The sequence below is a fragment of the Myxococcales bacterium genome, from assembly GCA_016699535.1.
GTDB lineage: Bacteria > Myxococcota_A > Polyangia > Polyangiales.
Window position 1 is genome coordinate 799682 of sequence record CP064980.1, and the last position, 15302, is coordinate 814983.

Here is a 15302-nt window from a genome sequence, read left to right on the forward strand (position 1 = left end):
TCGTGTTTTATCGGCTTTTACTAGCGCTCTGCTTTTGTGCTCTCTTGTCCTGTGATGATGATACTGCAGCTTCAAACGGTGATGCTGGAGCAGACACGATGCTTGAGGACGCAAGCCAGGATGATGGCGCCGTATCGGTAGTGCTTGAATCATGCACGCCGAGTGCTGCGATAAACTTCGATGCTCAGGAAGTTTATCTCGACACAAGCAACACCGAATGCATCGACAGCAGTTGTATTGTCTTTCACCTTGACGGCAACCCCGCAGAAAACTGCACACAAGATTGCGCCGATCCAATCGAAGTCTCGAAACGCATTTTTTGTGCACCGCGGTGTGACGATAGTAGCGATTGCGCAAATGGTTTGGAATGTTTAACCATTCTTCAAAATGCTAGCTCACCGAGTCTCAGTGTGCGTTACTGCATTCCTTCAAGTGTTATTTAAGTTAGCTTATTGCTGTTGACTGATGCAGTGAAAGCTTCCGCCACCGCTAAGCAGATCCATGGCAGGCAAGCTAAAGACTTGTCGGTCTGGAAAAAAATCTTGTAGAGCCATGCGTGCTATATCGTCGTTGTCTTTACCAAAAGCAGGAACGATGATGCTGCTATTGGCGATGTAAAAATTCATATAGCTTGCTGGAATGGCTTGGCCTTGAGCATCGAGCACTAGCCCGGGTGAGGGAATGCTCACAACCTCAAAAGCTTTTCCTTGAGCATCGGTAAACGATTTAAGCCGTGCTTTGATCGCGCCAAGCACCGAAGCGTTAGGGTCATCTTGCCCGGATGGGTCCATGCATAAAATCGTATTGGCATTGATAAAGCGCGCTAAGTTATCAATGTGTCCATCGGTGTGATCGCCAGCGAGGCCCTCATCGAGCCAAAGAATCTTACGAAAAGCTAAGGATTCTTTGAGTAAGCTTTCAACTTCCTTTTCGCTCATCCCCGCGTTGCGATTGGGATTCAATAAGCATTGACGGCTCGTAAGGCAGCAGTCTTCACCGTTGCTCTCGATTGAACCACCCTCAAGAACGAAGGGCACGGATATGGAATCAAGGCCGCTGAGTGATGAGATGTGTTGGGCAACAGCGGTATCTTGTCCGATGATGTACTTGCTGCCCCAACCATTAAAGGAAAAGCAGGCCGCGAGTTGTTTATTGGCATTGTTTCGGTGATCTAAAAACAACGCGCTTGTATCACGCAGCCAGATATCGCCAATCGGAAAAATCTCAAACTGAATGTTGTCTTTGAGGTGCTGCAGCGCGGCTTTGGCTTGCGTAAGCGAGCTTTCGTCGTGCACGAGCATGATGATCTTTTCGCCGCGCGCCTTGTGCGTACTCGGATCGCGATGGGTGATCGCTTCACAAAAGCGAATCAGTTCACGTTGGGCTCCGGCTAAGTATCTTCCCCACTCGTTTTCATTCCAAGGCCAGCCGAGCCAAACAGCTTTATGTTCTTCCCATTCAGCAGCGCGGCGATAGTCTCGAGCGATTTCACTAAAGAGCGTTGTGTCTATGGCCATGTGTAAATCTCTTGTCCAAATTTTTCTTCTAGTTCACTGACGTACTCTAAAATCGCCTTGCGACGAATCTCAAGGCCTTCAAGGTCATAGTCAGTAAGCACAGGTTTGAGTGGGTCTTGGTGAAGTCTTTTCTTGAAGGACTCTATATCGAATTTTTTTAAGGCATCAATTGTTTCTCTGCGAAAGCGCTGCACAGTATGGAGGCGGGTTTCCATAATACCGCCTTGATGTGCATAGCGCGGAAAGCCAGCCCCGTTGTCAAAGAAAAGCAATGGGCCGCCCTTGCCTAAGGTTCGCACGTTGGTATTGTCTCCGCCCCACCGATCAACGTTGCGAATCAGATAATCAAACACAATCAAGTCCGAGAGTTCTTTGGGACGTTCGCGAAAGTTTGGATCCTTTGCAATCTTGATATCGAGATCTTCAAAAGGATCTTGGCCGTCACGTTCTAACTCGATGGCTTCGCGATACACAGCAGGCCTGCGCATGGGTGAAACACGTTTCGGGGACCAAGGATCAATGCGTATCCAGCGCTCCCAACCAAAACCAAGTTCGAGCGGAGTGAGTTTTTCAGGAATCCACCATACAAAAGCGCCCTTGAGATAACCGTCTTCGCCAATCGTGAGCTCGTCAAGGCGCTCATCGCTTCCTGCAGCACGCTTCAGTAGGGACCAAGCGATTTGGCGACCGATCACCGGCGGGACCCGACCCAAACCAAGCTCTCGATCAAGATAATAAGCCGCCACTTCTGCATACCAGTGCGCCGCCGAAAAACTTTGCTCGGGCTTGAAGTAGCCTTCAGTGCCGTCTGCTAAGGTGATTTTAAAGGCGAGACTTCGACCCCCACGTCCGCGTTTGACTTCCTTAATAGCCCCGGAAGCCAAAGCCTCGCGCAAAGGAATTTCATCGACAGCGAAAAAGCTCGACTTGACAGGAGTGTCATTTTTTTCGGTGGTTTCATGACGTTTCTGTCTTGTTTTATGGTGTTTTTCTGCCAATTTTGGCTTATCGCGCTTGCAAGCCGCAGGCCCGATCACGAGCGAAAAAAGCACTAAAATCGAAGCAAAAGCCCTCTGCATAAGGCCCTTTTGCCCCGTAAACCCCCCCGCCGCAACCCTACCCGACAGGCTCCCCCAGACGGGGTCACTTTCCCCCATTTTTCAAGCCCTTTAAAAGGGCCTAAACTCACCCAGTTTGGAAAATTCCGGTCCATAAGAAGTTTCCAAACTGAGTGAGTTTAGGCCTGTTTTTGCGGGCCAAAATCGCTAGGAAAGTGACCCCAAAAATGTGAATTGTGCGGGCGTACCTTGCGGCGGAGCAGCTACAAACTCGACTTCAATCATCTGTACGGGTGATACGCGTGCTTTATACGGTGCGGACAAAGCTTGTTATGGCGATGGTGGATCGAATCTTGGTGACTGTGGCTGCGGTGCCGGTACGGATGCTTTTCAAAAAGATTGGATTTGCGAAGGCGGCTCGGATCCGTGTGTGATCAGTCCCGGTGCTGTGAATTCTTCTTTTTCGTGTATGGGAATCAACTCATGGCACTTTAGCCAGGCCTAGTCACAAAACCACGGCGATGTGCATGACACCCTGCAAGGCGAGTGTATCTATCGGAAAAACAACACTCCGGGTGTTTGCAAAGGCACAAACGATTGTACATAGCTAAGCGGGCTAAAAACCTCTAAAAAAGCACCGTGTATTGCTGGCTTTTGTTTAGGCTCAGGGCGTGGCAGCATGCGCGCCAGTCTATGCGTAGAATCAATCTTGCTTTTTTATACGCTTTTTGCCTTTGGAGTTACTGCTCTGTCGTACAGGCAGACGAGCGTGTATCGAACATAGTCGAAGAAGAATGGTTTGAGCCGAATCCAGGGCTGCGTTACTTGCGGCGCACAAACCGATCTGCCTGCGCACATTCACGTTCTATTTGTAAATCTTCGTTATCCGGGTGTGCGTGTTGTGACGACGCCCTATGATCAGCGTTGGCGCACCGTCAAAGAGTTTGCTGAAGAGAATCATCTCGCGGCAGCTACCAATGGCGGTTTTTGGGGCAAGATGATGCGTGCTTGGGGCGTGTCGGCCGGTTTTGGAAAGCGCTGGCCAGTTGGCGAAGACGATGATGAAATTGGTTTTTTTGCGATTTCCCCGGATGGCAAAGCCTTTACAAGTCGACCTTCCGAGGTGTTTTCTAAAGAAGAAGAGCCAGCGGTGAGCGAAGCTGTATCGGGCTGGCCGCAGTTAGTCCGCCACGGTAAAATCGATGAAGAAGCGCTCAAGGCTTGTGACTATTCGCGCTATCGGCACCCACGCACAGCGGTCGGCGTTGCCAAAGGTGGTGACGAAGTCATCTTGATAGTGGTTTCGGGTCGGCAGAGTCACAGCCGCGGCATTAATCTTTATGAGCTAGCCAGGCTTTTTATCGGCTTTGGTGCCGACTCAGCCATCAACCTTGATGGTGGTGGCTCAAGTACGATGTACGTGGCGGAGCAGGGTGGAGTGGTCAACTCGCCAAGTGGAGGGCGCTGGATTGCACGGCTTGGTTTTGGCGCTGAAAGCAAGACACGCAAAGTCTATAAAGTACGAACGGATGAAGCCGGAAAAGAAGAAGCCTTTGTACGTGGTGTTGAACGTGAAGTGATGAATCACATCGGCGTGATCGCACCGTCGAGCCAATCCGCGAACGAACCCCTTTCCAGTCTGGACGGCGGAATTAACGACAACCCATATCACAGCCAAATAAAAGAGAAGGGGCCAGAGCTTCATATCGAGACTCCACGTGAGCCACCACTTAGCTTTGGAAAATTCAGAGAATATCTCTTTCCGATTCTCTATGTCTGTATCGCTTGTGTGCCCTTTGTTTTACTGGGGGCGTTCGTGTGGTTGCGCAGGCGCCGTAAACGGAAATCCAAAGATAACCATTAACGCGATAGCCATGCTTCGATACGATGCAGCGCAATTTCGCTTTTTACGTCGCAAAGAACACCTTGGGCGAGTGCTTTTTTAGCTTCGGCGAATGTGACCCAACATATTTGCGCATGTTGCTCAACCGGCGATCCATCGCCTTCGGGATTGCCGATCGGGCAGCCTTCAACAAAGGCGTGAAGCCAGAAGACTTTCTCGGCGATAACACCAGGTGAAAGGTAAGAGGAGTTGCCCAACAACTCAAAGTCTTCTGCGGCAAGCCTAAGCCCGACCTCTTCTAGGCATTCCCGGGCGGCGCAATGGCGCAAACCGTCAAGGCCTCGCTCATCGGCCTCGATAAGGCCTGCTGGAATTTCCCATAAACTCGTGTGTGCATCGCTATCTTGCGGGTAGCAAAGTCGGGCATTCTTTCGCGTCAAGAGTGGCGGTCTAAGCGAAGAGCGTAGACACAAGGTAGGTTGTCCTTGTCGATTTTTACTGTGAAGGACGATGGCGACGGCATCCAAGTTCTCTCGCACTACAGAGTCATAGGTATAGGGCTCGCTCAACGTTCCATCCGCATAGTGATTTTGAAGATGCAAGCGTTTCAAGCTTAGGAACGCTTTGCCCCTGCTTGGTTCTGGAAGACTTTGAAGCCCTATAGTTTGAGGAAATTTCAGTTTAAAAGGTGGTGTTGGCATATATTTCTTTTTGTTATTCGATGGTTAGGCCGATTACATCGATCGATGTGCTTTTTTGTAAAGTTGCGCTAAAACAGGGCCATGAAGCAACATTGTTTTTGGGTCTCTTTTGCACTGGTTTTGTCGGTCGTGATGGTAGCAGGCATGGGTTGCTCCGATGAGGCGAGTGAAACAACACTTCCGCCGCTTACCGGCAAAGTGCAAGCCTTTAGCAACGCTTCAAAATCGTGGACTTACCCGGCACTTCAGATCCTAGTGCAGAACATGCAGAGCAATGAGCTTGAAGTGTACAGCGACGGTATGTGGCAAGCCGGAAATAGCACGCCTCTAAAAGTCACCCTTGGTGATAGTGTTGATTCCCGTGACGATCGTCTAGTTCGTACATGGACACTAAAGATTGATTGGGCTGAGCTTACGCCAAACAGCATCGAATTTAAATTCGAAGCCGGAAAAAGCGCATCAGATGCCCAGAGTGTGACTGTATCTACAAACCATGCACCGTCAGGACTGTGGTCGCTTTCGAACGCCAACAGCCAAACTACGCCTTGTCCTCAAGTGACCGTAACACCTGTGCAAGCACAGCTTACGGTGGATCTGACTGTTGAGACCGACGAAAGTGATGCCAGTGCATTCACAGCTAGTTTTTCGCCTAAAATCGTGATGGATGCTTTTCCTGTCCGTGGCGTTCTTGCTGAGGCATGTAAGCCAAGTAACCGTAAGGTGGTTCTTCGAATTAGTGATGTATCGTACATCTACAGTTCTTCAAATAGTAGTTCGCTTGATGGTGCAGATAGCTCGGATAGTGACGATGCCGATAGCACAGACACTAGCGATACCGCGAATACAACCGACGATGACAGTGCAACCGATAGCGGGGACAATAACGATTCAAATGCAGATCAAGGCACTGGCGCACCATCAGGCGATCCCTCGCCATGGAGCATTCCGCCATATCAGCCTTGGAACAATCCACACAAGCTTGCTCAAGCAAGCACGCTCAACAACGACAGTTGCACAGGGAAGCTTGGACAGTGGCGCGGCGCCTTCTTTGCAGGCGGCATTACGGCGCTGCCAGAGCCTTGTGACTTGAGCCAAGTTTGTCTGTTGGTGAATGGCCAGGAAAAATGGTTGAGTTACCGTGTTTGGCCTTACGACGCTGCTGCGTGTGGTCCAGCATGGTCCGTGGGTTGTGAACGTGACGTTGAACCGTAGTTCTGTTTTGTTCGATTGATTTTAGGCACTCGTCAAAAGCCAGATGGAGACCAGTGTCCAGCGCCATCGGCTTGTGGTGTTAAGTTGTTTCATCATGATCATACTCCTGATGAACATAGGTATAGCTAAAAGCGTGCCATATCTGACTTTGTTGAATTTGCTGTAGTTTTTTATAGGATAATGGTGCCGTTAGTACCCACACAGCCTGCCTCTTGTGTCATTTTGTACACAGCAGCTTTTTGTATCTGCTCAGCTACCTGCTTTCTTCCAGCGTTTCTTTAGGTTCTGGCCGCAAGGTCGTGATTTAGAGGATCGAGCGGTGATTTCACGCAAAGGGGGTAGTTGCCGAACGTACCTTTGGAGCTGTGCTCCTACAAAAAATTATAAAATTCAATTTCCAGAGCACTGTAAAGTTGCATTCTGAATGTAACAGTGGTAAGTTTAAAGTGGGTTTGGATATTGGGTTTTTATTATGGGTACATTTACAACATCGAGTTCGCAAGCAGTAAGTAAGTTAAGTTTTCGTTTTATTTTCAACACGCTTTTTTTGGGTATGAGCGTTTTGATGCTGTCAGCTGGTCTGCTTAATCCTGCACCAGCAGCTGCACAGTGCTCCGGAACAGCAACGTACAGTGCGTACGGTAGCAAAGAATATATGTACTGCACTGGTACAACGACTTGGAGTGCCGCCGATACGAACTGTCAATTAATTACCGGTTCGGACAGTAACCCTTGGCGCTTGGCGCGCATCGATGACTCCAGTGAAAACACCCACATCGACGGCATGATTGGCGGCACGACCTGGATTGGTGGAGATGACTCCAACGTTGAAGGCGAGTGGCGCTGGACGGACGATGTGCAGTTTTGGCAAGGCGGTAGCGGAGGAAGTTCTGTAGGCGGTTTGTATGAAAACTGGGCCAGTGGGGAGCCAAGCACCAGCAACTCGAATCGTGACTGCGCTTACATAAATACGGATTCACAATGGTATGCCAGAAGCTGTACCGGCAACCGACGTTTTGTGTGCGAAGGCGCTCCTGTTTGCGGCAACGGCGCAGTAGGCGCTACCGAAGAGTGTGATGACGGTAATACCACCGATGGTGATGGCTGTGATTCAAGCTGCAAAGCAGAGTTTGGCTTTACCTGCACAGGAGAGCCCTCTTCGTGCACAGGTGGCTGCGTCAATCAGATTACCTCGGGCTATGGTAGCTCGGAATATATCTACTGTCCCACCACTCAAAACTTTTCGGCAGCGCAAGCAGCATGCCAAGCCCTAGGCACAGGTTGGAACCTAGCGCTGGTTGACAACGTCAACGAAAACAGTCTTCTCTATAATCTCTACCTGCAAAATCCAACCAATTCGTCGGTATGGCTGGGCATGACCGACCAAGCAGGTGTTTTTAGTTCAACAGGCGAAGGCGACTGGCGTTTTCATGATGGTACGTTGGTGTTTAGTGCGAGCTATCAAAACTGGGGTAGTGGCGAGCCAAACGATAATGGCGGCCAAGACTGCGGTTCGTATTGGAATGGTACACCCTACCAGTGGGACGATATTGCATGCACCGCCAACCTTCCATCGTTGTGCGAAGGGCCGGCTAGCTGTGGTGATGGCATCCGTGCACCCAGCGTTGAAGAGTGCGATGACGGCAATACTGCCGATGGAGATGGTTGCTCGTCTACCTGCACGGTTGAAACGCCGCCGGTGTGTGGCGATAGTGTTATTGAGGGTGTTGAAGAGTGTGACGATGGCAATACCAGCAACTCCGATGGTTGTTCTTCAACCTGTACAATCGAATCGGGCTGGAGTTGTGTAGCAGAGCCCTCCGTATGCAGCTTCTTGTGTACAGGCGGAACTTGGCATTCCAACATTGCTGGCGGTGTCGTGGATACCGAGTATTTTTACTGTCCGGTAGCGGCAAACTGGGGAAATGCTCTTGGAGCCTGCGGATCACTTGGTGATGACTGGAGCTTAGTCACGATCAATAACAGCACCGAAAACACCTATGTCGATGGGCTAAGCGCAAGCGCTTTTTGGATTGGTTTTTTTGACACCAACACTGAAGGAACCTTTGTGTGGGCCAACGGAACGTCCAGCGAAATCGATTGGGCCAGTGGTCAGCCGGATAACGCGGGCAACTCCGATTGTGCACGCATGCAAAGTGGCGCAGTGGGAACCTGGACCGATGAAGTATGCACGAATACGGCTCAGTACTTATGCGAAGGTCCTCCACTGTGCGGCAATGGCGTCATTGGTTATCCTTCTGAGCAATGCGATGATGGTAACCAGACACCGGGAGACGGTTGCGATGCGAGCTGTGCAGTCGAAGCAGGTTATGAATGCACCGCGGCCAATCCAAGTGTGTGCTCTATTGCTACCCACGCGGTAGTGGACGCTATTGAGCTTGGCTGGCAAGACCGTCAGCTTTACTTGCAATGGCGTAGCATTTCGGAAGAAGGCAGCCTTGGCTACTGGCCCATGGTTTTAAACCAACGTAGCGGCGAGTGGGAGTTGCTTAGCGACGAACTCATCCCTTCATCACTGCTCGATATGACAAACACGATGTACCGTGTGAAGGTGCCGCAGGCTTTTGCTCGTTCCTCGCAGCACTTCCGTGTCTACGAGCTTGACATCACCGGCGCTCAGCTTCTGGTTGCAGAGAGTCAACTCAACGGAGCAAATGCACCCGAGGCCTGGAGCTTTAATGAGCAAGCACTTAGCAGGCCTGAGCACAGTCCAGCTCCGGCAGCTTTTGTCCATCAAGCACTAAGGAATAATGAAACGCCTCTTGCGGTGTTTGCAACGCTTGAGCGCGGCGGCATCTTTTCGTTGAATTTGTCCGACATCGCGGCATCCTTTGCACTACAAGACTCGGAGCTGCGTGCACGACTTGGCCAAGGCCAACTTTCGATCGCATCAGAGAGAGGTGAAGTATCTTGGCGCTTTGATGCTGAAACAAATGTTGTGCTTGGCTACGTGAAAGATACTCAAAGCATTTATAGCACCAAGACCATACTACGCTTGACGCTTGCAGATGGCCAAGAGCTGTCGGTACAAGAGACGCAGAGCGGCGCTAGCCAAGGTCTTATTCAGGGCCGGCAAACGATTGTGCTCGAGCAAAACAAGTTTGCTGCCACGGCCGTGTCGCCCGATCCAGAGACAGACTATTGGTTCTGGCAAGCCATGAGTGCAAACCTGAGTGGTTACAAAAGTTTTCAGACCAATGTTGTGCTGCCTCAGGCTCCACTTGGACAAGAAGTAGTGGTTGGTATTGATCTTTTCGGAGCGTGGGCGATTGATAGTGAACTTAGTCAAGATGTCGAGCTTTGGATCAATGGTGTCAAGAGCGGAACGCTAAGTCTTAGCAGGCTCGGGGCTCAGCACTATGACCTAGCCGTGCCATCGACACGCTTGAAGCGCGGGAGTAACCAGCTCCGTTTGGTTGCAAAGGCAAGCTCAACGCTCTCCGGCGGATTCTATCTTGATAAAATCAGTTTGCGGTATTCTTCTTTGCTTGATGCATTGGCTAGTTCCGCGGAGTTTGAAGCCGAGGACAGTGGTGTCTTTTCAGTTCAAATAGAGGGAGAGGGCGCTATCGCCATCGATCTAAGCGACGGTGTGTTGTTGCAGGTCGATGAACGGCCGATCTCCGATGAACTCAGCCAAATCACAGCCGAGTTTGTTGCAGGACACCGTTATGCACTAAGTAGTGTTGAAGGTCTGCTTGAATCAAGTAAGTGGGAATCTCTTTCAAAGAAAGTGATGAGCAATCTTGCAAAGGATGTTGATTACTTGATCCTGACAAACCGCAGTATGTATTCAGCCGCACAACGTTTAGCTGCCTACCGCAACGCGGACGGTTTACGTTCAGCTGTGGTGTTGGTCGAAGACGTCTATCTGGCTTATGGTTTTGCTTTGCCAAAACCGCAGGCCATTAAAGAGCTGCTTTCCTACCTGCAGCCCAAGTACGTGTTGCTCCTTGGTGATGGTAGCTACGACTACCGTTTCTTTGGCGGGCAAGGTCCGGGAGCCATTGCACCCAAAATGATACAGACTCGTTTTGGTTTGTACGCATCGGATGTGTGGTTTGCGGATATCACGGGCAACGACTTAGTGCCCGATCTTTCCATTGGTCGTCTGCCAGCAACCAATCTCGAAGCAGCCGAGCGCATGGTAGCGCGGATTATTGCATGGGAATCAACACGCAATGAAGCCTTTAGCTATGATGCGACCTTACTTACAGGTAGCAACAGAATCGGCGATTTTTCTAAGGACAGCGCTAAGCTCGAAGGTCTTGTGGGAGATTCACTCGCAACAAAGAGCATTGATGTCAACGCCCTTGGCCTAGAGGATGCTCGTGTCGATTTCTTCACTGCACTTAGCGAAGGAACTCTTTGGGTCAACTACTTCGGCCACGGAGGCATGGACCGTTTTGATGGCGTTGGTCTTCTACTAAGAGACGATGTGTCAACGCTTTCCAACAGCCGCTTGCCGATTGTAACGGCGATGACCTGCGCTGTGGGCCGTTACGAAAGTCCCAATGCGACTTCTTTGGCTGAAGCGCTTGTAAGCGCAGAGCAAGGCGGCGCGATTGCGGTATGGGCTCCTACAGGGCTTAGCATGTCCGCTTCCGCAACTGATTTGGCCATGAGCTTTGCAAACAGCTTCTGGTCTAGCAGCAGCGACGCACAACGTCTCGGCACGATATTCTCACAGCTCCATATTGGCGCACAGAGCGATGAACTAGCTAAAGAGATGTTGCCCCTGTACACCTTGTTTGGTGATCCAGCGCTAAACTTGCCTGTCAGGGAGTCACTAAGCATTGCTGGCGCAAGCGATACGACAGCCGAAGCTTCCAATGCGGATGCTTCAAGTCAAAATAGCGGGCAAGCTAAAGACTCTGGTCTGTTTGGGCTCTTGAGCCAAGGTTCATGTTCCGTGAGCTCCTCATCCTCGCAAGGATGGACTTGGCTATCGCTGATCGTGCTAGTCCTTTTCCGTCGCCGAAAGCGATAAGGCCTCGGTTCTCATTCCTAGGCATCCTCGTTGGTGAAAACACCATTTCAGACCGCTGGGGTCTCGGGGGATGCTGCCTCTGTATCCTTGAAAAGGGCCCAGACACAAAGTTGAAATCTTCTTTATGCTTCCTTCGTTTCAACGACATTGGGATCGTTCCGCTTGGGTCCTTGGGTCTGAGGCTCTGGGCTCAAGCGACCACACTCACGGAAAAACTGGCTCGCGATGGCGATCCAGAATCAGCTGGGCTTGGCCGGGTTTATCCATTTTCTCTATCCACACGGCTCTCATTGCAGCTGCCATTTGATTATTTAGTTGTACGGCAATGTCTTCCTATCGCTCCCGTTTTTTAGATAACTTTGGTGAGATCAGAGCCAAAGTAGTTGGCATAGAAACTGCATGGCAGAGATGCGGAGGCTATAGCAATGAGTTTGAAACATGCACTTACATTGTCAGTTATTGGGGTTTTGCTTTGCTCATGCGCGGTTCAAGGCGATGCAAATTTGCAAAGCGACAATGAAAATCAACTTGAGCCCTTTTACGAAGTGCTGCGCAGTACGGCAGGCAACCTAACACAGATTTGTGATCAAGTGATTAGACGCTGCGCTGGTTTTGAAGAAGGTAGCCGAAACCACGAAGTTGCTGTTCAGCAATGTAGGGATGAACTGGGTGTGGTTGGACAAATCGCTGAAGCGTTTAATATGTTTATCACCGGCTTGAAGGATACCGGGGCAAATTTCGAAATGTGTGGCGGTGCTTCGGTGTTCGCCTCTTCCTGGTCGCGGGCCGGTGATTCTTTTAGTTTTCAGTGTGGTGGCCCCTGCAATAGCAACCTGGTTCAAGCCTACATGCCGTCTTTAGAGCCTGAGCAACCCCAACCTAAAACTGTATCCGTAGGCACCGGCGAACTAAGCCCAGAAGATATTAAGGAACGAGTTAAAAATACCGGCGGTGATGACGGCGAGGAAGGAGGCTTTGATGATTTACCGGCTGTCGAAGAACTCGGCCAATTTGCGTCAGTACCCGAAGAGACTCTGAACATTGAAACCACAGAGCTCGATGTGGCAACAGCATGGCAACTGCTCAACAATGGAGAGCCTTTGGCCGTGCGCACCGTCGATGAAGAAGGAAACCCTGCTATTGTTGAATACACGGGCTGGCAGAAAACCGAAGTGATCTGGGCCTTGCTTGCGGATGGTGCAAAAGTTGTGAGTGTCGTTGGGGCGGTGGGAGGACTGGTAGCAGGCATTGCTCTCGTTGTTCTTGCTCCAGCGGTTAGCGCTGCCATTGCCGGCTTATCGTTAGGAGTCAAACTTACGGTTGGCGGGACAGCAGCAGTCGCATTGATATGGGCTTTGCTGTCCGGACAGGCTACCCCAGAAGAAAAAGCACAGATCTTTGATAGCGCAATGCAAATTGCCGGTGAACTCGACCTGGATAACTTTCTATAAAAGCCAAGAAAGCTGCCCCGGCGTTTTTGAGAGTGTCTTACGAAGCGCTCTTGGTATGTTCCAGGCGAAAGGCGCACGGGATCTGGTTCTGGTTTGGAGTAGTGTCCTCCGTCACTGTTCGTGAACCGCTATTGCACTATTGAGGATTGTCGCCGATTAACCGCTTGCTGGCCCATCATGTCTAAGCTGTCAGTGAGATACGGTCGTTGTCTTTTTGTTGGTATTGTTCGCGGTAGTAGCGGTAGTCGGTTTTTGTGTAGCGGTACCAGCGCTGTTTGAGATCAACACCGTTAATGATGCCAACAATGGAAGCACAATGCGCGTCTGAGAGTTGGCTTAGAGTCGCTTCCAGTGCATCTTTTGTCGTCTCGTGCGCACGCGTAACAACAACAGCACCGTCCGTTAGGTTACCAATAATAGCCGCATCGGCGACTGCTCCTAAGGGAGGACTGTCAAAGATAACGTAGTCGTATGATGTGCTGAGCTGCTCTTTGAGTGCTTTGAACCGTTTACTATGCAATAGTTCCGCCGGATTTGGGGGAATAGGACCGCTTGGCAAAACGAAGAGGTTTTCGATCGGTGTCGAGAGAACGACGTCTTCAACGTCTTTCTGATGACTTAGGACGGTTGTTGCGCCTTCGGTATTCTCTGCTCCAAAGATTCTATGGATACGTGGTTTTCTAAAGTCAGTGTCCACCACCAATACGCGATGGCCATTTTGAGCAAAAGAAATTGCCATGGTCAGTGACACCAAGGTCTTGCCTTCGCTTTGATCAGCGCTAGTTATGACCATGCTTCGAAGAGGTTGATCCGGAGACATGAAGGTCAAGTTCGTACGAACCGTGCGTGCGCATTCTGAAAAAGAAGACATGGGCTGGTTGAACATTGTCAGTTCTGCAAGTGCGGCTAGATCCTTGCCTGATTTGGCACGCAGGAGCTTTACGTTGCTGAATTCGTTCAGATGTTCAACAGCAGGCAAGATGCCCATGATGGTCAAACCAAGGCTCTGAGCGTCTTGTATGGTGTTGATGCGCCTATCGAAGCGTGACAGGACAAACGCAAGACAAAGTGCCAAGACAAAGCCAAACAGAGTGCCTTGAACCAAGTTATTTCGCACACTGGGTGATGTGGGTCGATAAGGCACAAGTGCCAAATCGACGATGCGTGCATGCGTCACTTTCAAAAGCCGAGTTAAGTTGGTTTCCGTGCTGCGCTCAAGCAAATGATTGTAAAGGCGCAGTTTGTTTTCGCGATCTCTTACCAAGCGTTGGTACTGAGCTTCATGCTCGTTTAGGTGAAGGCCCTCTTGGCTTTTTTCGCTCATGGCTTCTTGAATGCCAGCTTCAGTGCTCTGTGCTTGTTTTAGTTCAGCCTCGAGCCCTTGCAGAATGCTTTGAATCTCAGCACGCATTTCCATCGTAATGGATTGCAAACGGGCTTCGACGTCTTTGATAAGCGGATGGTTGCTGCTGTAACGCGTTGATAAGGCCTCCTTTTCGGCCTGTGTTGAGTGATATTGCTTACGCAAATGTTCGATAGACGCGCTGTCTTTGAAGAAGCTTGCGTGAATAGAAAAGGGGCGCTCAAGATCAAATTTCTTGAATTGCTGTAAACGAGCATTGAGTTGAATGCGTGAGGTCCGAGCCTCGGCAAGCGCGTTGTTGTATTGGTTTGTTGACGAAGAAATAAGCTGCTGACGGTCTTGCAGTGATACGGCCAAGATACCGTTGGATTTTTTAAACTCTTGAATAGTTGTTTCAGACTCATCAAGTTGGTGCTTTAAGTCATCAAGCTGATTTCCTAACCAGTTTAGCGCATCAACGGTGGTTTCAACACGATCATCTTTTGTCTTTTGAATATAAGCTTCGGCAACTGCGTTGGCTAGTCTGGCAGCCATTTCAGGGTTTGTGTCGGTAGCCGTGATGTATACAAGATGAGCTTCTTCATCGGGTTGAGCGATGCTTATCTTTTGCTGCAAAATTAGCGCGGCTCGTTGTACCGTTGATCCTTGCCAATGTTTTCGCTCTTCTTTGGAAATGCCCATGAACTCAGCGTTGTGGTGTAGGCCGAGGGTGGCTGCCGCATTCTCAGCGACAACCCGGCTGCCAATCACTTTGTTTTGCGTGTGAAAGAATTCTTTTGTCATCCAATACGAGTGCAACGAATCGGCAACGTCTTGAACTTCATCACCCAAAGGCCTCGGTGGATTAGGGTTGTACTCAATCGTGCAGCTTGTGGTGTAGATTTTAGGTTGACGGAAAGTCCACAAGGCTGTCGCGCCAAGCGAAGCAATGGTTAATCCAATAACCAGCCAACGGAAGCGGAGAAACGTCGCAATAAGTTCGCGAGGATTTAGTTCCTCGGAACTTGAAGTTACACCATCCGTAACTGGATCTTTATGTAGACCAGTCAAACCCATACCCATTAACTAGTATTTACCATTTTTTAATTAAATGAAAGTAAAAAGTTGCACTTTTAGTGTATATTAGTGTGGTAATTGTAGAGAAAT

The 15302-nt window shown here is 50.0% G+C and carries 10 protein-coding genes; 6 read left to right on the forward strand and 4 right to left on the reverse strand.

Annotation, left to right across the window (positions count from 1 at the left end; translation table 11 throughout):
* Positions 1–2 precede the first annotated feature (2 nt).
* On the forward strand, positions 3–443 hold the full coding sequence (locus tag IPJ88_03840; protein QQR90874.1) for a hypothetical protein: 441 nt from the start codon (positions 3–5) through the stop codon (positions 441–443).
* Positions 444–449: 6 nt separating this feature from the next.
* On the opposite strand, the gene IPJ88_03845 is transcribed toward IPJ88_03840, so the two are convergent.
* Together IPJ88_03845 and IPJ88_03850 are read right to left on the reverse strand one after the other, a co-directional pair.
* Positions 450–1517 (reverse strand): agmatine deiminase family protein, encoded by a 1068-nt coding sequence (locus IPJ88_03845; GenBank protein QQR90875.1) that lies wholly within the window; start codon positions 1515–1517, stop codon positions 450–452.
* The gene (locus tag IPJ88_03850; protein QQR90876.1) at positions 1508–2596 is read right to left on the reverse strand and encodes a hypothetical protein; all 1089 of its coding nucleotides are present in this window, start codon (positions 2594–2596) and stop codon (positions 1508–1510) included. The genes IPJ88_03845 and IPJ88_03850 overlap by 10 nt, the downstream gene beginning before the upstream one ends.
* A gap of 208 nt (positions 2597–2804) precedes the next feature.
* On the opposite strand from IPJ88_03850, the gene IPJ88_03855 reads away from it, so the two are divergent.
* Positions 2805–3080, forward strand: a complete 276-nt coding sequence (locus tag IPJ88_03855; protein ID QQR90877.1) for a hypothetical protein — start codon at positions 2805–2807, stop codon at positions 3078–3080.
* Positions 3081–3374: 294 nt separating this feature from the next.
* Entirely contained in the window at positions 3375–4439 is a 1065-nt protein-coding gene (locus tag IPJ88_03860; GenBank protein ID QQR90878.1) for a phosphodiester glycosidase family protein, read from the forward strand.
* Here the strand turns inward: IPJ88_03860 and IPJ88_03865 are convergent.
* Positions 4436–5029, reverse strand: a complete 594-nt coding sequence (locus IPJ88_03865; protein QQR90879.1) for an NUDIX domain-containing protein — start codon at positions 5027–5029, stop codon at positions 4436–4438. The genes IPJ88_03860 and IPJ88_03865 overlap by 4 nt on opposite strands.
* A 171-nt stretch (positions 5030–5200) precedes the next feature.
* Between IPJ88_03865 and IPJ88_03870 the strand changes: the two genes are divergently transcribed.
* The 3 genes from IPJ88_03870 to IPJ88_03880 all read left to right on the forward strand — a co-directional run bounded on the left by IPJ88_03870 (position 5201) and on the right by IPJ88_03880 (position 12793).
* Positions 5201–6331 (forward strand): hypothetical protein, encoded by a 1131-nt coding sequence (locus tag IPJ88_03870; protein ID QQR90880.1) that lies wholly within the window; start codon positions 5201–5203, stop codon positions 6329–6331.
* Between the two features lie 472 nt (positions 6332–6803).
* Positions 6804–11342, forward strand: coding sequence for a DUF4215 domain-containing protein (locus tag IPJ88_03875; protein QQR90881.1), 4539 nt, complete (start codon positions 6804–6806; stop codon positions 11340–11342).
* A gap of 425 nt (positions 11343–11767) precedes the next feature.
* Complete coding sequence (locus IPJ88_03880; protein ID QQR90882.1) at positions 11768–12793, forward strand: hypothetical protein; 1026 nt, start codon at positions 11768–11770, stop codon at positions 12791–12793.
* A 181-nt stretch (positions 12794–12974) separates the two neighbouring features.
* On the opposite strand, the gene IPJ88_03885 is transcribed toward IPJ88_03880, so the two are convergent.
* Positions 12975–15206 carry a polysaccharide biosynthesis tyrosine autokinase gene (locus tag IPJ88_03885; protein ID QQR90883.1) on the reverse strand — a complete coding sequence of 744 codons (2232 nt, stop codon included), beginning with the start codon at positions 15204–15206 and terminating at the stop codon, positions 12975–12977.
* Positions 15207–15302 lie beyond the last annotated feature (96 nt).